The organism is Streptosporangium sp. NPDC000396 (assembly GCF_042898655.1).
In the GTDB taxonomy this organism is placed as follows: Bacteria; Actinomycetota; Actinomycetes; order Streptosporangiales; family Streptosporangiaceae; genus Streptosporangium.
Map to the genome: position 1 here is coordinate 33,941 of NZ_JBIAZA010000014.1, position 18,328 is coordinate 52,268.

General features: G+C 67.6%; 22 protein-coding genes and 1 pseudogene. 15 read left to right on the forward strand and 8 right to left on the reverse strand.

The genetic code is table 11. The features are described 5' to 3' along the window. Both ACFY2X_RS22925 and ACFY2X_RS22930 read left to right on the forward strand, forming a co-directional pair. Positions 1–367, forward strand: a 367-nt coding sequence (locus ACFY2X_RS22925) for a hypothetical protein (protein ID WP_389940815.1), incomplete at its 5' end; no start/stop codon positions are given. A 97-nt stretch (positions 368–464) separates the two neighbouring features. Continuing rightward, positions 465–860, forward strand: a complete 396-nt coding sequence (locus ACFY2X_RS22930) for a hypothetical protein (RefSeq protein WP_389940816.1) — start codon at positions 465–467, stop codon at positions 858–860. Positions 861–933: 73 nt separating this feature from the next. Here the strand turns inward: ACFY2X_RS22930 and ACFY2X_RS22935 are convergent, their stop codons facing one another. Then, a complete protein-coding gene (locus tag ACFY2X_RS22935) occupies positions 934–1,572 on the reverse strand; it encodes a TetR/AcrR family transcriptional regulator (RefSeq protein ID WP_389940818.1) in 639 nt (212 codons plus the stop codon). Positions 1,573–1,649: 77 nt separating this feature from the next. Between ACFY2X_RS22935 and ACFY2X_RS22940 the strand changes: the two genes are divergently transcribed. After that, complete coding sequence (locus ACFY2X_RS22940; protein ID WP_389940820.1) at positions 1,650–2,282, forward strand: NAD(P)-dependent oxidoreductase; 633 nt, start codon at positions 1,650–1,652, stop codon at positions 2,280–2,282. A gap of 65 nt (positions 2,283–2,347) precedes the next feature. Here the strand turns inward: ACFY2X_RS22940 and ACFY2X_RS22945 are convergent, their stop codons facing one another. After that, positions 2,348–3,589 carry an MFS transporter gene (locus tag ACFY2X_RS22945; protein ID WP_389940822.1) on the reverse strand — a complete coding sequence of 414 codons (1,242 nt, stop codon included), beginning with the start codon at positions 3,587–3,589 and terminating at the stop codon, positions 2,348–2,350. Continuing rightward, a complete protein-coding gene (locus tag ACFY2X_RS22950) occupies positions 3,589–4,557 on the reverse strand; it encodes an NAD(P)/FAD-dependent oxidoreductase (RefSeq protein ID WP_389940824.1) in 969 nt (322 codons plus the stop codon). The genes ACFY2X_RS22945 and ACFY2X_RS22950 overlap by 1 nt, the downstream gene beginning before the upstream one ends. 142 nt (positions 4,558–4,699) lie before the next feature. On the opposite strand from ACFY2X_RS22950, the gene ACFY2X_RS22955 reads away from it, so the two are divergent. The 5 genes from ACFY2X_RS22955 to ACFY2X_RS22975 all read left to right on the forward strand — a co-directional run bounded on the left by ACFY2X_RS22955 (position 4,700) and on the right by ACFY2X_RS22975 (position 9,326). Continuing rightward, a complete protein-coding gene (locus tag ACFY2X_RS22955) occupies positions 4,700–5,278 on the forward strand; it encodes a helix-turn-helix domain-containing protein (protein ID WP_389940826.1) in 579 nt (192 codons plus the stop codon). Positions 5,279–5,345: 67 nt separating this feature from the next. Then, entirely contained in the window at positions 5,346–5,963 is a 618-nt protein-coding gene (locus ACFY2X_RS22960; RefSeq protein WP_389940828.1) for a hypothetical protein, read from the forward strand. A 283-nt stretch (positions 5,964–6,246) separates the two neighbouring features. Beyond that, positions 6,247–7,680, forward strand: coding sequence for an IS701 family transposase (locus tag ACFY2X_RS22965; protein ID WP_389940830.1), 1,434 nt, complete (start codon positions 6,247–6,249; stop codon positions 7,678–7,680). Between the two features lie 135 nt (positions 7,681–7,815). Further along, the gene (locus ACFY2X_RS22970; protein ID WP_389940832.1) at positions 7,816–8,130 is read left to right on the forward strand and encodes a hypothetical protein; all 315 of its coding nucleotides are present in this window, start codon (positions 7,816–7,818) and stop codon (positions 8,128–8,130) included. A 206-nt stretch (positions 8,131–8,336) separates the two neighbouring features. Continuing rightward, positions 8,337–9,326 (forward strand): IS481 family transposase, encoded by a 990-nt coding sequence (locus ACFY2X_RS22975; protein ID WP_389940834.1) that lies wholly within the window; start codon positions 8,337–8,339, stop codon positions 9,324–9,326. On the opposite strand, the gene ACFY2X_RS22980 is transcribed toward ACFY2X_RS22975, so the two are convergent. After that, entirely contained in the window at positions 9,309–9,620 is a 312-nt protein-coding gene (locus ACFY2X_RS22980) for a hypothetical protein (protein WP_389940835.1), read from the reverse strand. The two genes, ACFY2X_RS22975 and ACFY2X_RS22980, sit on opposite strands and share 18 nt — an antisense overlap. A 126-nt stretch (positions 9,621–9,746) precedes the next feature. Here ACFY2X_RS22980 and ACFY2X_RS22985 point away from each other — a divergent pair, with 126 nt between their 5' ends. Then, positions 9,747–10,208, forward strand: a complete 462-nt coding sequence (locus ACFY2X_RS22985; protein WP_389940837.1) for a GNAT family N-acetyltransferase — start codon at positions 9,747–9,749, stop codon at positions 10,206–10,208. Positions 10,209–10,369: 161 nt separating this feature from the next. Next, positions 10,370–10,939 carry a pyridoxamine 5'-phosphate oxidase family protein gene (locus ACFY2X_RS22990; protein ID WP_389940839.1) on the forward strand — a complete coding sequence of 190 codons (570 nt, stop codon included), beginning with the start codon at positions 10,370–10,372 and terminating at the stop codon, positions 10,937–10,939. Here ACFY2X_RS22990 and ACFY2X_RS22995 read toward each other — a convergent pair. Then, positions 10,928–11,789 (reverse strand): annotated as a pseudogene (locus ACFY2X_RS22995) (transposase). The gene ACFY2X_RS22990 and the pseudogene ACFY2X_RS22995 overlap by 12 nt on opposite strands. 186 nt (positions 11,790–11,975) lie before the next feature. Here ACFY2X_RS22995 and ACFY2X_RS23000 point away from each other — a divergent pair. Next, positions 11,976–13,652, forward strand: a complete 1,677-nt coding sequence (locus ACFY2X_RS23000) for a hypothetical protein (protein ID WP_389940841.1) — start codon at positions 11,976–11,978, stop codon at positions 13,650–13,652. A 73-nt stretch (positions 13,653–13,725) separates the two neighbouring features. Here ACFY2X_RS23000 and ACFY2X_RS23005 read toward each other — a convergent pair whose 3' ends face one another. Then, positions 13,726–14,169, reverse strand: coding sequence for an ATP-binding protein (locus tag ACFY2X_RS23005; RefSeq protein WP_389940843.1), 444 nt, complete (start codon positions 14,167–14,169; stop codon positions 13,726–13,728). Then, positions 14,166–14,513 (reverse strand): hypothetical protein, encoded by a 348-nt coding sequence (locus ACFY2X_RS23010; protein WP_389940845.1) that lies wholly within the window; start codon positions 14,511–14,513, stop codon positions 14,166–14,168. Before ACFY2X_RS23010 ends, ACFY2X_RS23005 begins: the two co-directional genes overlap by 4 nt. 222 nt (positions 14,514–14,735) lie before the next feature. Between ACFY2X_RS23010 and ACFY2X_RS23015 the strand changes: the two genes are divergently transcribed. The 4 genes from ACFY2X_RS23015 (at position 14,736) to ACFY2X_RS23030 (ending at position 17,603) form a co-directional block, all read left to right on the forward strand. Next, positions 14,736–15,563, forward strand: coding sequence for a helix-turn-helix domain-containing protein (locus ACFY2X_RS23015; RefSeq protein WP_389940847.1), 828 nt, complete (start codon positions 14,736–14,738; stop codon positions 15,561–15,563). After that, entirely contained in the window at positions 15,554–15,760 is a 207-nt protein-coding gene (locus tag ACFY2X_RS23020; protein WP_389940849.1) for a DUF397 domain-containing protein, read from the forward strand. Before ACFY2X_RS23015 ends, ACFY2X_RS23020 begins: the two co-directional genes overlap by 10 nt. A gap of 95 nt (positions 15,761–15,855) precedes the next feature. Further along, the gene (locus ACFY2X_RS23025) at positions 15,856–16,305 is read left to right on the forward strand and encodes an RrF2 family transcriptional regulator (RefSeq protein ID WP_389940851.1); all 450 of its coding nucleotides are present in this window, start codon (positions 15,856–15,858) and stop codon (positions 16,303–16,305) included. 104 nt (positions 16,306–16,409) lie between these two features. Continuing rightward, positions 16,410–17,603: a globin domain-containing protein gene (locus tag ACFY2X_RS23030; protein WP_389940853.1), complete on the forward strand. Its 1,194-nt coding sequence runs from the start codon at positions 16,410–16,412 to the stop codon at positions 17,601–17,603. A gap of 46 nt (positions 17,604–17,649) precedes the next feature. Here ACFY2X_RS23030 and ACFY2X_RS23035 read toward each other — a convergent pair whose 3' ends face one another. Further along, entirely contained in the window at positions 17,650–18,294 is a 645-nt protein-coding gene (locus tag ACFY2X_RS23035; protein WP_389940855.1) for a TetR/AcrR family transcriptional regulator, read from the reverse strand. Between the last annotated feature and the right edge of the window lie 34 nt (positions 18,295–18,328).

Consider the following 18,328-nt stretch of genomic DNA (forward strand, 5'->3'; position numbering starts at 1 on the left):
AGAGAGCTTCTTCGAGCACCCGCTTCTGATGGCCATGCTCATGCGCCGTCGTGAGGAGGGTGGTGAGAGCTTCTTCGAGCACCCGCTTCTGATGGCCATGCTCATGCGCCGTCGTGAGGAGGGTGGTGAGAGCTTCTTCGAGCACCCGCTTCTGATGGCCGCGCTCATGCGTCGCCGTGAGGAGGGTGGTGAGAGCGGTATCGAGCACCCGCTTCTGCTCGCGGCGCTCATGCGTCGCCGGAGGCAGCGCGGCGGAGGTCTCTTCGAGCACCCGATCTTGCTGGCCATGCTCATGCGTCGCCGTGAGGAGGGTGGCGAGAGCGGTATCGAGCACCCGCTTCTGCTGGCCGCGCTCGCGGGCCGGTAGCGGCAGGCCGCCGGACCGCAGGCAAGGACGTCGTCCCCCAGCTGCTGCGAAATCGGCAACTGGGGGACGGCTCACATCAACCGTAAAGGAGCAACTCGTGGTGTCGGAGGAAACGGGCAAGCAAGCCGGACATGAACCGGTGGAGTCGTTGATCGACGACCTCATCCACGACATATTCAGTGAGGCCGGTCACGCCACGAAAACCCGTATGCGCGGCGGGGACCCCATGGCAACCCTGATCGAAACGGCTCTGGCTTCGGCGTCGCGCGCGACGCCGATGGCATCGGCAGTTGAAAGACTCCTGGTCGCGCAGTTCCTCGCGTCAGCCTTGGCCGACGCTCTCGCGCCCGCGCTGGCAGAGGCTCTGGCTCCCGAGATCATGAAAGCTTTGGAGCATCACCCGGAGCATCGCCCCGCCGGCGGCCGAGCCGGTGGCGAAACGGCTTCGGCGACCAGACCGGCCCAGCCGAGAGGAGGCAGGAGAAAGACGTGAAATGCGGCAAGGCCTCGGTGGGGCGCGACCGCCTCCACGCGTTGTGTCTTCGGCGAGCGGGGCGACCGGGTGGTCAGGATGGGGAAGTGGAGGGTTGTCCTGCGGGGGGCGGGGCGTCCTGGGGGGAAAGGCCGAGAGTGAGGGTGTCGGTGAGGGCCGCCGCGAGGCGTTCCGCCGACTCCTGATCATTTTCCTTGCCGCTGAAGCTGTTCAGGAAGGCATGTTGGAAGCACGCGCCGAGCAGGAGCGTCGCGGCCGCCTCGGGGTCGCATTCGCGCCGGATGCGGCCCAGATTCCGCTCGGCCGCCAGGTAGGCGGCCAGTGCCTGGTTGACGTGGTGAGGACCGGCGCCGCGTTCGTGTACGGCGTCGCGGTGGGCGGCCAGGATCTGCGGTTCGGCGAACAGTGAGGCCGCCATCGGGAAGGTCTCGCCGTAGAAGCCGATGGCGGCGCGGGCGACCTCCACGAGTGTGTCCCGGACGGTTCCCCGCCCGGCACGCGCGGGGAGATCCGCGAGAAGGGGGCGGAGGTTGGCGGGCGTGCGCTCGGCCAGGACGGCCAGGAACAGGTCGACCTTGTCGCGGAAGTGCTTGTACAGCGTGGCCTCTGAGTAGCCGGCGGCCTTGGCGATCTCCCGGGTGGTCGCCCGGGCCAGCCCGTGGACACGCATGACGTGCGCGGCGGCGTCGAGGATCCGGTCCCGAGTGCCCATGGCACCTCCCTGTTGACAAGTTAGTGAATGCTCACTCATTCTACAGGTTAGTAAGCATTCACTAACCGAGGTGGACAATGAAGATCACTTTGTTCGGTGCCACCGGCGGCACCGGCCGGGAGGTTCTGCGGCAGGCCCTGGATGCGGGACACGAGGTGACGGCCGTGGTCCGGGATCCGGCCCGGCTCGACCACTCTCACCCGAATCTGACCGTGCTCCAGGCGGACGTCACGGAACCGGCCGCGATCGGCCCGGCCATCGCCGGCCGGGACGCGGTGGTCTCCGCGCTCGGGTCGCGCCAGGGCCGCGCGCCGACCACGATCTGCGCCGACGGCGCGACCGGCATCGTCAAGGCGATGAAGATCGAGGGCGTGCGGCGGCTCGTCGTGGTCAGCGCCAGCGGAATGTTCACCGAGGGCGACGGCCCCCTCACCCGCTTCCTGGCCAAGCCGATCCTCACCAGGGTGCTGGAGCACCCCTTCGCCGACATGCGGCGGATGGAGGGCCTGGTGCGGGCCAGCGGCCTGGAGTGGACGATCGTGCGCCCTCCGATGCTGACCGACGGCCCGCGCACCGGCTCCTACCGCAGCGCGATCGACCGCAACGTGCGCGGTGGCATCCGCCTGTCCCGCGCCGACCTGGCCGATTGCATCCTTCGCTGCCTGGCCGACCGCGGCCCGCTCAACGCGGCTGTCGCCGTCGGAAACTGACCGTCGTGGAGATCGGGGTAACGGGCCGAGGTCTCCCGGGCGGTGCTCCGGTGAGCCGTCCGCGATCAGGCTGGAGCGTCCGTCGGGTCAGCCGCCGTGCGTTGTGTTGGGCGGGCCTGTCGTGCCCGGTCCAGGAGCATGAAGGGTACGGCAGCCGCGGCGAGGGCGGCCCCGATCAAGCAGACCGACGTGAGGTCGGCCCCTTGCGTGAGTGAGGCGGCTGCCAGGACGGGGGTGATGCTGATGCCCAGCTGGAACGCCGACACGGTGGTGGCGCCGGCGAGGGTCGGCGCATCGGCTGCGATGGCGAAGACGCGTCCGTAGAGGGCGGGGTTCAGCACGAACGCGGCGATGCCGATCAGGAAAACCGTGGGTACCACCGCCCAGACCTGCTGGATCACGACAGCCATCACGACCGACAGGATCACGATCGCCGATGCGCCGGTGAGGAGTGCGAGGTGAGGGCGCTGATCGGAGACACGTCCGCCGATGGACAGACCGACGAAGGCGCCGACCCCGAAGAGCGCGAGGATCGCCGGGATCCAGACCTCGGGGATGGCGGTGATGTCGGCGAGCATGGCTGCCAGGTAGTTGAACGTGATCATGTACGCCGCAGTGGTCAGGATCGTGATCGCGTAGATGCCCCAGAGCATCGGTTTCCGCATCGTGGCGAGCTCCCGCGAAACACTCGGCTCGCTGGGCCGGTCGATGCCTGAGTCGGGGGCAGGGAGTCCGAGGAGGCAACCGATGATCCCGGCGACCGTCAGGGCCACGACGGCCCAGAAGCCGCCGCGCCATTGGACGAAGTGGCTGAGCAGTGTGCCTGCGGGACCGCCGACGACCATCGCCACGCTGAGCCCGCTGACCACGACTCCGGAGGCGCGGGCGTTCCGGTCCGGCGTCACCAGGCTGATCGCGGTCACCGACGCGACGGCGAAGAAGCCCGCATAGGCGATACCCGAGACCACCCTCGTCAGCAGCAGGACCTGGTAGTCGCCCAGCAGTCCGACGACGATGCCGGCTGCGAAGAGGACCTGGGTCGCCACCAGCGCGGTACGGCGAGGCCAACGCAGACTGAGCACGGCGAACGGTGGCCCGCCGATCACGACACCCAGCGCGAACGCGGTGATCAGGAACCCGGCCGAGGAGAGCGTGACGTCCAGATCGGCGGCCACCGCCGGCAGTACGCCGGCCAGCAGGAACTCTGCGCTTCCCATCGCGAACAGGCTGAACCCGAGCAGGTACACACCGGCAGGCAACCTGTCGGAGGAAGTGTTCCGGGACGTCTCCGCGGTGATGCCGGCCATCAGATCGCACCCTTGACGTCGAGCCCGTCAGGCGAGACGGCGGCGGACAGTTCCCGTTCGAGCAGCCAGCCGGTCATGTTGATGGCGGCGGTGGAGCCCGCGCCCGCGGCGGCGACGACCTGCGCCCGGGGGTTGACCACGTTCCCGGCCGCCCAGACCCCGGGGACATTCGTGGCACCTTGGGAATCGACGGCGACGAGTCCGCTCACCGGGTCCTTGCCCACGCCGAGCATGGTCAGGATCGCGTCATGAGGCACCGGGCGAGGCGCCACGAAGACGGCCTCACACGCGACGGTCTCGCCGTTGTCGAGCTCGATTGCGACCGGGCCCCCGCCCGCGGTGCAGGCACTCGTCGAGACCCGCGTGACGCGCGCGTCGATCAGGCGCACGCCGTACGCCGTGAGGCGCTGCCGCTGGGCGGCGCCGACCTCGGCGCCGTTGACGCAGAACGTCACCGAGGAACTGTAGCGGCGCATCAGCGCGGCCAGATGTGCCGATACCGTCGCCATCGTGCTGCCGATCACGACGATGGTGCGCCCCCGCACTTCGTAGCCATGGCAGTGGGGGCAGTGGTGCACCTCGGATGCCCATCGCTCGGACAGTCCCGGGATGTCGGGTAGCTCGTCGGTCAGCCCGGTTGTGACCAGCACCGACCGGGCGCGCAGGGCGCGGTCGTCGGCGAGTCGCAACTCGAACGTGCCGTCCGAGGCGCGCCGCGCGTCGATCACTGATGCCCGCACAAGCGTCCCGCCGTAACGGGTGAGCTCGTCTCGCCCGGTCGCGACGAACTCTCTCGGCGCCATGCCGTCCCGGGTCAGGTACCCGTGCATGTGATCGGCGGGCCCGTTCCGGGGCTCGCCGCCGTCAACGACCAGAGTCGCGAACCGTGCTCGCGAGAGCACGACCCCGGCCGACAATCCGGCGGCTCCGCCGCCGACGATGATCGTGTCCCACAGCACCTCTGACACTTCTGACACCTCTGACACCGATCCGCTCGTTGGATCCGTTGTTGCGTCCATTCGGATCACCTCCACCGAGAGGATCGGGAGAGCCGGCCGGAATCAACAAACTTCGTTGCTGATTCCGGGACACATTGATTGACTGCATCCCATGGACGAGCAACCGAGCGTCAGCGCCGTGATAGGACAGATCGCTCCTCGGCTGCGACGTGCCCGGGAGAAGAAGGGCATCAGCCTGGCCGATCTCGCGCGCGCCACCGGCATCTCGACCAGCACGCTGTCCCGGCTGGAATCAGCCCAGCGCAAGCCGAGCCTGGAGCTGCTCCTGCCGATCACCGCGGCGCTGGGCATCCCCCTCGACGAGATCGTCGCCGCACCCCGGATAGTCGACCCGCGCGTGCCGCAGCAGCCCACCGGAAAAGACGGCCGGGTGCTGATCCCGTTGTCGCGCCATCAGGGAGAACCACGCGCGTACAAGATGACCATTCCAGCGCACGACGAACAGCCCCACCTGCGGACCCACGCGGGCTACGAATGGCTCTACGTGCTCCGCGGACGACTCCGCGTGAAACTGGGCGACCACGACTTCGTCATGGGAGCGGGCGAGGCAGCCGAGTTCGACTGCCAGATTCCGCACTGGTTCGGCGCCGCCGGACGCGGCAGCGTCGAAGTGCTCAGCCTCTTCGGAAAGCAGGGCGAACGCATCCACCTCCGCACCTCACGGCGCTGACGCGGGAACCCGGGTCCCGTCTAGATCGTCTCTCTTTTGATCGGTGACTGCGGCCAAGGGGGCGTATATGGGGCTCACGACACAGAGCCATTCGTGGCAATGGGGTCAGGCGCGTGCCCGGCTGCAGAGCACATTGGTCACACAGGCGGCCCCGCTCCTCGTTCTCGGCGTCATGGCCGCGATCCTCCTAGGATTCTCCTGGCCCGCACTGTTATGGGGCCTGGGGTTGGCCATCCTGGCCGCCGTGATCCCGGGCTTGTTGGTCCTCCTGCCATGGAGGCTGTCATCGGACCTGGCACACCCCACCATGGCCGGCCCCGCGACCACGGTCCTGAGCCTGACGGCCGGCATCCTCGTTGAGCTCGCACGCCTGGGCGTGGTGACGCTCCAGGACGTACAGCTTCGCGACGCCGTCTGGCTGGGGCTCGGCGTTCAGCTCCTCAACGTGCTGCTCGCCCTCGTGTTGTACACCGGCAAAGTGGTCCTTCGCCCGTCCCCGCTCGACCTGGAGCAGGCCACGGAGGGCCGCTCGGATCCGTACTCCTACGGGCACGGTGTACTCGGGTTCGGCTGGAGCACGCTGGCGCAGGTGGGACTCTCGCTGCTGCTGGCGTTGAGCCCGTGGCTGGCCCTTGTCACCGTACCCGTGGGCGCCTTCTGGGAGGCCCTGATGGGCAAAGGTTGAACAACCCCGCGCACGCGTGCACGCTGATTCCGCAATTCCAGCGCAGGCACTTCGGCCCCAGCGGCCCGCATTCGCACCTGCTCCCGCCGTAATCGCTGCTCAGCGGTCAGACCATCGCCCTCGGGACACCTCATCCACTCCAGGTAGCACCGCGACGACCGCCTGTCGGCCCACGCCCAGGCCAGGCCGTGTAACCCCCACCCTTGAAGGTCTCTAGCGGTAGTTTGTTAGATCAAGGTTGTGCGGGGTAGAGACCGGTGTTCCCTGATGGGGGGAGCCGGTGATGACCAAGCAACTGCCGTGCCCGCCCGCGCCGGGGCCGTTGGAGGCCTACGCAGCCCGGTTCGATGATCTGTTTTCGCATCTGGGGCAACGGCGCGGATTCCGGGAGTATCTGACCGGGCTGTTGGCCCCGGCCGGGCGGAACAAGACGCTCACCTGCCTGGCCGGGACCGAGCCGGTGGCCGGGGCCCAGCACGCGGCGGTGCAGCGGCTGCAGTACTTTCTGTCCGAGTCGTGCTGGGATCCCGATGCGGTCAACGCCCGGCGCCTGAAGGTGTTACTGACCGATCGCCGGACCGCGCCACATGCCGACGGGGTGCTGGTGGTCGATGACAGCGGGGACCGCAAGGACGGCACCGCCACCGCGCATGTCGGGCACCAGTATCTGGGCTCGGTCGGCAAGACCGAGCGCGGCATCGTGACGGTCACCACGCTGTGGGCCGATGAGCGGATCTACTATCCGCTGCACGCGGTGCCCTACACCCCGGCCCACTGGTTCGACAAAGGCAAGGCCGACCCGGGTTTTCGTACCAAGCCACAGATCGCCGCAGCATTGGCCGTCCGGGCCCGGCACAGCCGCGTGGCCTTTCGGGCGGTGGTGGCCGACTGCGCTTACGGCGATCTGGACGCCTTCCGCGCCGAGTTGCACGCGGCGGGCCTGCCCTGGGTGCTGGCCGTGCGGGCCCGGCATGGCATCTGGGCCTACGGGTCCGACGCGCCTACCCCGCGCGATGCTGCGCGCGAGCTGTCCTGGAACGGGCCCGAGTCGCCCGGGGACTGGACGGCCGTGCCGCGCCGCTTCCGTGATGGGCACACCGAGATCTGGTGGGCCGCCGAGGCCCGCTTGGGTTGGTGGGGCCCGGACGGGAGCACCCGGTTGGTGGTTGCTACCGCCGACCCGGCCACGCTGCCGGACAAGGCCACCTGGTACCTGGCCACCGACCTGCCCCGCCCCGGCGGGCCCCGGGAGGCCGACAGCCCCCACCCACCCGTCGGCCTGACCGAACTCGTGCGGATCTACGGCCTGCGCCACTGGGTGGAGCAAAGCTACAAACAGATCAAGGATGAGCTGGGCTGGGCCGACTTTCAAGTGCGCTCCGACCTGGCCATCCGCCGTCATCAGACCCTGGTCAACTGCGCGTTTTCCTTCTGCTGGGACACCTGGTTCGCCGATCTGCCGCCCGGCCCGCCCGCGCCATTGGCCCTGCGCAGCCGGCAGGGCCGAGAGAGGGGGGGCGCCGTCGCCGCCTTCCCGCAGCCGCATCCCCCCAGTTGGCCTCAAACACTCCGGGCCGTCCGCGGCTGGCTGATCCCCGCGCTCGTGCTGAAACGCTGGTGGCGCGCATGGTCGACAGCGCTCCCACCCGCTGAGCTCCAAGCCCTGATCAACGCGGTCAGCGCGGGTCAGGGCCTATACCTCTACCTGCCACCTTGATCTAACAAACTACCGCTAGTGCTCTGGCCGGATAGGTTCACCGGGTTGGGGCCCGCGTTTGGCATGCCGGGACATCCGGTCCAACGACGCGAACCGCACTCGGGGACGCCCGCGTGCCCTGGGAGGATTTCCCGCATGTTGGAAGAGAAGCTCGACGCGCTCTCGCAGATGATGGCCGAGCACATGGCCATGCCATTCCCACCCGGCTTCCGCGGCCTCGACATCGAGGACCAGGACATGGTGATGCTCGACGCGAACGCCTACGGCTTCGCCGGCGGCGTTCTTAAAGGCCCGCTCAGCGAACAACACCGCGCTGGCCTGACGCGGCTGACGTCGGTATTCGAGGAGGTTCTCCCGGCGATCGACGACGAGTATGCAACCAAGTACTACGCTCATGTGCGCGACATGGCCATATTGGCCGCCGAAATCGAGAGCCTGCGCCAGAAGTAGTTCTCTGGCCAAGACATTCGGCACTAAGACGTGGAACGAGTAGCGCGGTTAACAACCTGGCGAACGTATGCGTGAACCGGCACTAGCTGTAATGACCACAGAGGTTGAGTACGCCAAGGACACGAGCCCGATGTGGTTGAAATGAGGGAGGGCCTGCGGGTTCGGTGTGGATTGCGACATCTACGCCGAGCTTCCCGGAGGCCCTCGTGTCCCACCGTAACGCCCCGCTGAGCGAAACGGGCCGGCTTCGACTGGCCCGCTGCGTCGTCGACAACGGCTGGCCCCTGCGCCGCGCCGCCGAACGCTTCCAGGTGGCAGTGACCACAGCCAAACGGTGGGCCGACCGCTACCGACAGCACGGCACGGCCGGCATGGCCGATCGATCCTCCCGGCCACACCACAGTCCCCGACGCACCCCGACCCGAACCGAACGACGGATCATCAAGGTGCGGGTGACACGCCGGTGGGGACCGGCCCGCATCGCCTACCTGCTGGGCCTGCACCCCTCCACCGTGCACCGCGTCCTGTCCCGCTACCGGCTGGCCCGCCTACGGCATCTGGATCGAGCCTCCGCCCAGCCCATTCGCCGCTACGAGCACGATCGGCCGGGCGAGTTGGTGCATGTGGACGTCAAGAAACTCGGCAACATCCCCGACGGCGGCGGCCACCGCATCACCGATCGGCAGACCGGCCACCACAACCGCAAGGCCACCACCACCGCCCGCTACAAGCACGGCAAACCCAAGATCGGCTACAGCTACCTGCACACCGCCCTGGATGACCACTCCCGCTTGGCCTACACCGAAATCCTGCCCGATGAGACCAAAGAAACCGCCACCGCGTTCTGGCACCGCGCCCACGCCCACTTCACCGGCCTGGGCATCACCATCCGCCGTGTTCTGACCGACAACGACAGCTGCTACAAGTCCTTCCTCTGGCGCGACACCCTCACCAGCCTGGGCATCACCCACAAACGCACCCGCCCCTACCGGCCCCAGACCAACGGCAAAGTCGAACGCTTCCACCGCACCCTGGCCGACGAATGGGCCTACAACCGGCCCTACACCTCCGAGGCCGAACGCCGCCAGGCCTTCGACCCCTGGCTCCACGCCTACAATCACCACCGAGCACACACCGCACTCGGCGGCCACCCACCCGCCAGTCGCGTACCTAACCTCTCAGGTCAGTACAACTAGCGACACGCCGAAGACCTGACGTCGAACATGTTGCTCAATCACTCTCTGTTGCCGCGCTCGAAGGCCATGATCCTCCCAGCCAATCAAGATCAGTTCGGTTAAGTCTGCCTGAGATGTCCGATGCTGCAGCCAGATCCGGCACAAGCGATGCGGCTCGCAGAGATCATCACGAACCTTCATGAGCGAGTCCGTGAAGCGACGGAACGTGGCTGGCTCGGCGAGGTCGAAGGGCTCCAGGTGGGTCTCGCCGGCGCCCGCCAGAAGCTTCAGCAAATGCGGAAGCTTCGCGCGCAAGCCCGGACCGTGGATCTGCCAACGCCAGTTGCCCCGGCTCGGGTCAGCCGTCACGTTCGACGCGAACCTGACCGGCTTCCTGATACGCGCCCAACGCAGACCTGACCGTACGGCAGGATGGCCGCCATGATGGAGATCAACTTCCTGACCGAATCCGACCGCGCCTGCTGGGAATTGCTAGCCCGTGGTAAGGACACATACTTCGAGGTCGAACGCAGTGACGACGACTACGAACGAACCTGGCGACGCCTGCTCGACGACGAGCAGATACGTGGGATCGCCGCCCGGCTGGACGGCAGAATGGTCGGCATCGCGCACTACTTGTTCCACGCCAGTGTCTGGTACGCCGGGAGATGCTATTTGGCGGACTTGTTCGTGGACGCGGAAGTCCGGCGGCGAGGTATCGCGACGGCAGTGATTGAGTGGGTGGCGCGGGACGCCAAGGAGCACGGCTTCCCAGGCCTCTACTGGAACACGCTGGAAGACGCCCCGGCTCGGGCGCTTTACGACAAGGTAGGCAAGTTTCACAAGGGGCTCATCCACTACGCCTACCGGCGTGACACGAACCAGACCTCCACCCAGCGCTGAGGGGCCACCAGGATAGGGCGATCTCGACGGGACCGACGACAGCCAGCGGAACGATCCCGTTGACCGCTCGAGTCGATCAGCGAACGGGCATCTAGTGCTGTGACCGGATAGGTTCACCGGGTGGGCGCTGACGGATACCGGTAGCGGCGGTAGGGTGTCGCATGGTTGATGATCAGTTTTCGGTTTCCGTGACATCTCCGTGGCTGGTGGGCCCGGCTCCGACGGCATCGCTGACACGAACGCGACTCGAAGAGCGGATTCTCAACCTCTTGTCGTCGCAGAACATGTGTGTGCTGGCGACCGTCGGCCCGGGTGGCCCGCTGGCCACGCCGGTCCGCTACTACCACCGTGACCTGACGTTGTTCTTCACTTCCCAAGCCGGGACGCCGAAGCTGCGCAACATCCAGCAAGAGCCGCGTGTCTCGATCGGCGTGTTCGCACCGCTGGTCGGCCAAGCCAGCTCGCGGGGCGCTCAGCTGTTCGGGAGGGCTGAGGTGCTGCTACCCGGTTCCGTAGACTTCGATGAGGGAATGGCCGTCTACCGCTGGCAGTCGGATGCGGCCGAGCGAGGAAGGTCGGTGCTGGAGGTGCCATGCAATCCCCTGGTGCGGGTGGCCGCCGACCGTGTCGTCTATACCGAGCACTGGCTGCGGCGGGAAGGCTTCGCACCGCGCCAGCACTGGTCGCGAATCCGTGCCGACGACGATGAGACGAAGCAGTCATGCGGCTGAGGAGAGGGGTCGTCCGCCCCAGCGGATGCCTTTCTCTCCGCGGATTCGGGCGCGTTCACGGCGTTGGGCGGCCAACACGTCGGGGTGGCGGGCATGGGCGTTGCGTCAGCGCAGGTAACGGTGCAGAGCCCGGGTCTGCACCGTGTGATTTGGATGATTTGAGTTGGCCAGGGTGAACTGCCGAAGCGGCCCGAAGTGCGCCTCGATGGGGTTGGCCCACGAGGCGTTGGTCGGCGTGAAGCACAGCTCGACCTTGTTCTTCCGTGCCCACTGGCGGATCTTGACGCCCTTGTGCGCGGAGAGGTTGTCCAAGATCACGTAGATCGGGGCGCCGTCTGGGCGAGCCGCGCGGATCGATTTTAACGCGGCCAGGGTGTTCGCGGCGCCTTTGTGACGGCGATTGACGCCCCACAGGGTGTCATCGCCTGTCGAGTAGCAGCCGTGGAAGTAGGTCACTCCGTGGGTGCGGTGATAGGGAGCCGGGAGCCGGCTGGGCCGGCTCTGCTCGGCCCAGCAACTGCCGCCGGTGGGGCGGATGCCAAGAGGGCCGAACTCATCGAACGCGAACGTGCGGTCGGGGAAGTGCTCCAGGACGTGCTCGATTCGCTCCAGCTTGGCATCGCGCTCGGGGTCGGTGGACTCCTCCCAGGTCGTGGATCACGTCGCGCACCGTGTCATCGTCGGCCTGCACCAGCTGAGCGATCACCGGCACGCGGTTGCCGCCCGCCGAGGCCAGCAGCATCATCGCCCGACGATAGCGCACCGAACTGGTACTGCCCCGCCGCGCGATCTGCTGCAGCCGCTGCCCTTCTTGATCAGTCAGCCTACGTACTTTGACCGGCTCAGCCACCAGCCCTCCTGACGATGCATCGGATGAGTCCTCACATCCAATCGCCAAGTCCAACAACCCGGTGAACCTATTCGGTCACAGCACCAGTGAGGCTCCGCCTCGGACCGCCGAGGTTTCTGGTTCGGCAGGACAATCTGCGCGGGTGGGTTCATCCTGGCCCTCATAAGGCGAGTGCGGGGAGCGGCCATGAGCTCACGGCTGGCAAGAGCAAACACTGTCACCGTCAACGACGTGCTGGACGGACACACGCTGCTGCGAATCGACTGCCTTGATCGTGTCTACCTCACGACCTACGTGCCCAACCTCGTCGTGGGCGGGCAAGTGGTCAGCTTCCTCACCCAGCACGAGGGCGCACCGATCCCCTCCCCAGCGTTGCTGGATCGGCGGGGACAGCAATTCCGCCGGGCGGTGATGTCGTTCGCCGAGGCAGGTGATATCCCGATCCTCGACTTCAAGGCCAAAAGCGACAAGGGGCGCCCCGGGATGCCGGCCGACAGCCCGTGGCCGGAACGGAAAATCGACAAGGTGACGCCGCTGATGCGCAAAGCAGCGGCCACCGGCCGCTCGCAGGTGGTGGCCATCGGCGCGGCCCAGGAGTATCAACGGGTCTTCACCGCCACCAAGACCGCCACCAAGACCGCCACCGAAACCGGCGCGGTTTGGTTCTCCTTCACCCGAGTCGAACGCCGAGTGACCTGCTACTACTTCTACCTGTGGGATACCGACTTCGGCCCGGCGTTCTTCAAGATCTGCGCCTACTTCCCCTACCCCGGCAAGATCTGGTTCAACGGACACGAGTGGGCCAAGCGGCAAGCACTCAAGGCCGGGATCGGCTTCACCGAGTTGTCCAACGGGTTCGCCTCGGCCACCGATCCGGCCGCGCTGCAAAACATCTGCGACTCCTTCGGCCCGGGCCACATCACGGTCTTCGCCGAACGCTGGTGGGCACGCCTGCCCCTGCCGTTCACTCCCGCAGACCGGCAGGCGGGCTATTGGTGGGCCATCTCCATGCGGCAGATCGAGATGGCCACCACCATCACCTTCACCGCGCCCCGCCATGCCCGCGCCTTCTTCGAGGCACTGGCCGCCGACAACCTCGACATCGGCCGACCGGACAACATGGAGATCATCTTCAACCGGCAGGTCCGCGCCACCACCAAGGGAACCTTCCGCACCGCCATCGACCGCGACAACGAAGGCATCGTCGTCAACGCCTTCTACCGCCACTCGCGGATCACGTACTACCTCAAAGACCGCCGCGCCCTGCGCGTGGAGACCGTCATCAACGACACCTACGCCCTGGCGGTGCTGCGCCGGATCGACCATTTGCCCGACCTCATCGCCAAGACCCGTGACGCCAACCGTCGCCTGCTGGCGACTATCGGTGTCGGTCAGGGCTGCGTCCTGGTGAGCCCAGCCTTGGAGCCGATCACCCGGCCCACCCTCACCGAAGGTGGCAGGAGGGCCCCGGCCCTGCGGTTCGGCGACCCTCGGGTCATGGCCCTGACCGGCGCCCTGTGTCTATCGCTGTTCGCCGTCACCGGCTTCACCAACAAGACCCTTCGCGGCTTGGTGGCCCGGCTGCTCGGCGCGCCGTACTCGGCCAGTCAGATGACCTACGATCTGCGCCGCCTGGCCGCCAAGGGACTGATCCACCGTCTCGAACACAGCCATACCTACGTCCTGACCCCCGACGGCCGGCGCATCGCGATCTTCTACAGCAAGCTCCACAACCGGCTGTTACGCTCGATCACCGCCGCTGACCAGCCACACGCTCCACCCGGTCTCCGCCACGCCATGGCCGCCATCGACCGCCACGTCGAGGACTACATCACCCGAGCCCGGCTCCGCCCAGCGGCCTGACCACCTGCCTGAGCCAGACCCCGAAACCCCTCCCACTTCGGGCTCATGTGTTAAGAATTCCGAACCCAAGGATCTAGTCCGCGACCTGGAACCAGACCGACCCGCCCGCCTCGTCGTCGTGGTGGGACCCCCAGGCGGTCGCGATCAGATCCACCAGCCACAGTCCCCGCCCGCCGTCGCTGTCGGCCTCCGGCGTCTGTACGGCCGGGGCGCTCGTGGCCGACCCGTCGTCGACCACCTCGACATGGATCACTCCCGGAGCGCGGGTCACATACACCGTCACCCGCCCGTCCAGCGTCCGGCCGGAATCCGAGTGGGTCACCGCGTTGGTGACCACCTCGCTCAGCAGGAGCAGGACATCGTCGAGGATCGGAGCCGCGACCCGCCCGCCCAGCAGCTCTCGCGCCCACACCCGGGCCTCCGGTATGGAGGCCCCCTCGCCGGGGAACTCCCTTCGCCATGTGTGGGGCAGGACCTCCGTGTCGCCGTGGTGACCGAGCCGTCCCCCGGATCTCACAAGATCACCGCCGACATGATGATGTCGGCCGCGTTGTCGGCGTCCGCCCACACCCATTCGCCCCGCCGCCACAGGCGCGCCCACCACGGCCGCCAGGTGAAGACCCACCCGCAGTAACGCCGTATGACCGTGATCCGGGTCAGGGTCCCGGCCGCCGACCAGATCTCCAGGACCGGTTGCCCGGTCGCGGGGAGGACCAGCGAGGTGCACACGCCGAAACCATGCAGGTCCCAGCCCAGCCGCGTCAGATGAATGAATCGCTCGTGCCGCTCGTGCCGCTCGCCCGCCGGGAGCCGCCGGTGAATGCGGCCGGGGTGTGAAAGGCCGTCGTTCTGATCACGCATCACTCGCCTCATCCCTGGTTTAAAGGTCCTCGACCGCTTTCTTTTTCGTTCTGTCGTACAGAGAAGACGTGTGCTTAGATTGCCTTCACGGCGGGTGAATTCGTAATCGGATTTGCAGTCCAGGGCATGTCTGATAATGACGGGCGCTGGTTTACCGCAGCCTGAATTCGGTATCGCCACGCCATTAGAAAGTCCGTTTTTCTCTATTTCGAGAGGAATGCGATGGGCGTCGAACCCTTCCCCGACCCCGGATCCCCCCGTGCGCGCTTCGGAGCCGAGATGCGCCGCCTGCGCGAGGCGGCCCGGCTGTCGCAGGCCTCCGTGGCCTCCCGCCTCGGGTGCACGCAGACACAGGTGAGCCGCCTGGAGGCCGCCACCCGGACGCCGTCGAGGGTCGACGCCGAGAAGCTGGACCGGCTCTTCGGGTCGGGCGACAGCACCTACTTCATGGGGCTGTACCAACGCATCGTCTCCCGCTCCGGCGGGCCGATCTGGTTCAGGGGCTGGGTCGAGGAGATCGAGCCCGCCGCCCTCGTCCTCCGCTCCTGGGACCCCCTTCTCGTCCCGGGTCTCCTCCAAACCGAGTCCTACGCCAGGCACCTCTTTAGTCATGGCCCTCGGGTCATTCCCGATGAGGTGGAGAAACGCGTTGAGGCTCGCATGCGCCGCCGCCGGATCCTCGACAAGAGCCGTCCCCCTTTGGTTCTCGTCCTCATCGACGAGGGTGTGCTGCGTCGCCGGGTCGGAGGCCCGGAGGTGATGCGAGAGCAGCTCGGCTACCTACTGGAGGTCGCGGAGCGGCCCACCGTCTCCATCCAGGTAGTCGATCCGGAGTGCTTGGCGGGGCTGGCGGGAGCTTTTATGATCGCCGAACTTCCGAATGGGGAACCGGACACCATTCACGCGGACTCGCCGGTCCAGGGCCAGGTCACGACCGACCGCGAATTCGTGATTTCCATCCGAAACCGATATGAAGCGATACGGCTGTGGGCCTATCCTGAGCGTGTATCGATCAAAATGATCGAGGAAGTGAGGCGGGAATGGACCTGAGTGCCGCCGTGTGGCGGAAGTCGTCGCGTTCTTCGGACAATGGCGGGCAGTGTGTCGAGGTCGCCGACAACCTGCCCGGTGTGGTCGCGGTTCGTGACAGCAAGAACCCCGCTGGTCCCAAGCTGCTCTTCGCTCCCGCCGAGTGGCGGTTCTTCGTCGAGGGCGTCAAGGCGGGCGAGTTCGACCGGCTGGCCTGACCGTTCTGGAGATCGTCTCATTCGGTCAAAGGACGGGAGGCGGTCGGCCCGCGTAGGGAGCGGATCGGGGGGAGGAGACCCTCTACCGTGGAGGCATGCGCCTGACCGCTTTCACCGACATCTCGCTCCGCATCGTGATGCGGCTGGCGGTGGCGGACGAGGCCGAACTGCCGACGACCCGCTCGGTCGCGGAGGCGCTTGCAGTGCCGTACACCCACGCGGCCAAGGCGGTCGCGCGTCTCGGTGAGCTGGGGCTCGTGGAGACGAGGAGGGGGCGGGGCGGCGGCCTGCGGCTCACAGAGGCGGGGCATCGCGCGTCGGTCGGCGGCATCGTCCGAGCGTTGGAGGGCGCGGGAGACGTGGTGGGCTGCGAGGATGACCCGCCGTGCCCGCTGCGGGCCGCCTGCCGTCTGCGGGCGGCGCTGCGCGAGGCGCAGGAGGCGTTCTTCGCCTCACTCGACCCGGTCACGGTCGACTCCCTGGTGGCGTCGCCTACGGGACCGGTGCTGCTCTCCCTCACCTTGCCAGGTCTGGCCGTCCGCTGACCCCGGCCCCCGGATGGAGGGGCCCAGGGTGCGGCTTTTAATATGCATATGAGATTCCAATTTTTCTCTCTGGAATCTCGTCCCCTCGTGTGCCAGGAGGCCCCATGCTGTCCCCGGAATCCGCCGGGATCATCCGCGCCACGCTGCCCGTCGTCGGCGCTTCGCTCGACGCCATCGCCACGCGGTTCTACGACACGATGTTCACTGAGCGCCCGGAACTGCTCGACGGCATGTTCAACCGCGGCAACCAGGCGAACGGTGAACAGCGCAAGGCCCTCGCCGGTTCCATCGCCGCGTTCGCCGCCGCGCTGATCGAGCGCCCCGACGAGCGCCCCGACCGGATGCTCGCGCGCATCGCCCACAAGCACACCGCGGTCGGTATCACCTCCGATCACTACATCATCGTGCAGAAGTACCTCTTCGGCGCGATCGCCGAGGTGCTCGGCGACGCGGTCACCCCGCAGGTCGCCGCGGCCTGGGATGAGGTGTACTGGCTGATGGCCGGCGCGCTGATCGCCCTGGAGGCCCAGATCTACGCCGAGGCCGGCGCGCGCGACGGGAACACCTGGCGGCAGTGGCACGTCATCGGGCGCCGGGAGGAGACGCCCGACGTGGCCTCCTTCCTGCTACGCCCGGCCGACGACGACCCGGTCCCGCCCGGCCGTCCCGGCCAGTACGTCAGCGTCCGGATGCGAATGCCCGACGGGGTGTATCAGCTCCGCCAGTACTCGCTGTCGGGCTGTAGCGAGGGTGGACTGCGCCGGATCACCGTCAAGCGGGTGCGCGGCGGCGACGCCCCGGACGGAGAGGTGTCCACCCTGCTGCACGCCACCGTCGAGGTGGGCGACGAGCTGACCCTGTCGGCGCCGTTCGGCGACGTGGCCCTGGAGGACGGTGAAGCGCCACTCGTGCTCGTCTCGGCGGGCATCGGCTACACCCCGATGGCCGCGATGCTCGAACACCTCGTCGCCACCGGCTCCACCCGCCGGGTCCTGCTGCTGCACGCTGACCGGTGCAGGGCCGACCACGCGCTGCGGGAGGACATGGAACAGTTCATCGACACACTGCCTGGCGCCGAGCGGATCCTCTGGTACGAGGAGAAGGCGTGCGGCCACGCCCGCACCGGCCGGATGGACCTGACCGGCGTGGAGATCCCCGAGGGGGCCGTGGCCTACATGTGCGGCCCGCTGCCGTTCATGCGCGATGTGCGCGCCCAGCTCATCAAGGCGGGTGTGGCGGCCCGCGACATCCACTACGAGGTCTTCGGCCCCGACCTGTGGCTGGGCGCCGACGACTGACGCCGGCCGTATCCCTCCCCGGCCGTGCGTCGATGTCCCATCATCGTCACAGTCCTCTTTCGATCATGTCGATCAGGAGGTGGGTGGTCTGGTCGGCCTGGTCGGGCTGCAGGCCGCGCAAGGGTCCGTCGATGAGCAGGACGGCCAGGCCGTGCACGGACGACCAGACCAGGAACTCCATGCCTGGACGGCGTTCGGCGGGCATGCGGCCGCACTCGACGAGCGCGTCCAGGGCCGCGCCGAGCAGTTGGAAGGGGGTCAGCCCGCTGTCTCCGGCGGAGGTGTCGATCGCGGCTTCGGCCATGGTGTCGGGGACCAGGAACGCCGCCCGGAACAGCCCCGGCTCCGCCCGGGCGAAGCGCAGGTAGCCGGTGCCGACGGCGCGAAAACGCGCGCAGGCCGCCTGGGCCGCCTCGGCGAGCGGCAGCAGGCCGGCTCGCGCGGTTTCCATCTCGGCTTCCATGGCGTGGGCCAGTTGGGCCATCGCGGCCAGGGAGACGGCGTGCACGAGGGCGTTCCGGTCGGCGAAGTGGCGGTAGGCGGCGTTGGGGGCCACTCCGGCGCGCCGGGTGGCCTCGCGCAGCACCACCGCCTCCGGGCCGCCCTCACGGGCCAGGTCGATGCCTGCTTGCAGGAGGGCCTGGCGCAGGTTGCCGTGCCGGTAGGTGCTTCGTTTGGCCAGGTCGGCCATGTCGTCCCCCCAATGTGGACAGCATTCACTTGTG

Coding starts and splice junctions, on each gene's coding strand:
- ACFY2X_RS22935 (WP_389940818.1), bottom strand. CDS start 1,572: ATGGGCACTCGGGACCGGATCCTCGACGCCGCCGCGCACGTCATGCGT.
- ACFY2X_RS22940 (WP_389940820.1), top strand. CDS start 1,650: ATGAAGATCACTTTGTTCGGTGCCACCGGCGGCACCGGCCGGGAGGTT.
- ACFY2X_RS22945 (WP_389940822.1), bottom strand. CDS start 3,589: ATGGCCGGCATCACCGCGGAGACGTCCCGGAACACTTCCTCCGACAGG.
- ACFY2X_RS22955 (WP_389940826.1), top strand. CDS start 4,700: ATGGACGAGCAACCGAGCGTCAGCGCCGTGATAGGACAGATCGCTCCT.
- ACFY2X_RS22960 (WP_389940828.1), top strand. CDS start 5,346: ATGGGGCTCACGACACAGAGCCATTCGTGGCAATGGGGTCAGGCGCGT.
- ACFY2X_RS22965 (WP_389940830.1), top strand. CDS start 6,247: ATGACCAAGCAACTGCCGTGCCCGCCCGCGCCGGGGCCGTTGGAGGCC.
- ACFY2X_RS22970 (WP_389940832.1), top strand. CDS start 7,816: ATGTTGGAAGAGAAGCTCGACGCGCTCTCGCAGATGATGGCCGAGCAC.
- ACFY2X_RS22985 (WP_389940837.1), top strand. CDS start 9,747: ATGATGGAGATCAACTTCCTGACCGAATCCGACCGCGCCTGCTGGGAA.
- ACFY2X_RS22990 (WP_389940839.1), top strand. CDS start 10,370: ATGGTTGATGATCAGTTTTCGGTTTCCGTGACATCTCCGTGGCTGGTG.
- ACFY2X_RS23000 (WP_389940841.1), top strand. CDS start 11,976: ATGAGCTCACGGCTGGCAAGAGCAAACACTGTCACCGTCAACGACGTG.
- ACFY2X_RS23010 (WP_389940845.1), bottom strand. CDS start 14,513: ATGCGTGATCAGAACGACGGCCTTTCACACCCCGGCCGCATTCACCGG.
- ACFY2X_RS23015 (WP_389940847.1), top strand. CDS start 14,736: ATGGGCGTCGAACCCTTCCCCGACCCCGGATCCCCCCGTGCGCGCTTC.
- ACFY2X_RS23020 (WP_389940849.1), top strand. CDS start 15,554: ATGGACCTGAGTGCCGCCGTGTGGCGGAAGTCGTCGCGTTCTTCGGAC.
- ACFY2X_RS23025 (WP_389940851.1), top strand. CDS start 15,856: ATGCGCCTGACCGCTTTCACCGACATCTCGCTCCGCATCGTGATGCGG.
- ACFY2X_RS23030 (WP_389940853.1), top strand. CDS start 16,410: ATGCTGTCCCCGGAATCCGCCGGGATCATCCGCGCCACGCTGCCCGTC.
- ACFY2X_RS23035 (WP_389940855.1), bottom strand. CDS start 18,294: ATGGCCGACCTGGCCAAACGAAGCACCTACCGGCACGGCAACCTGCGC.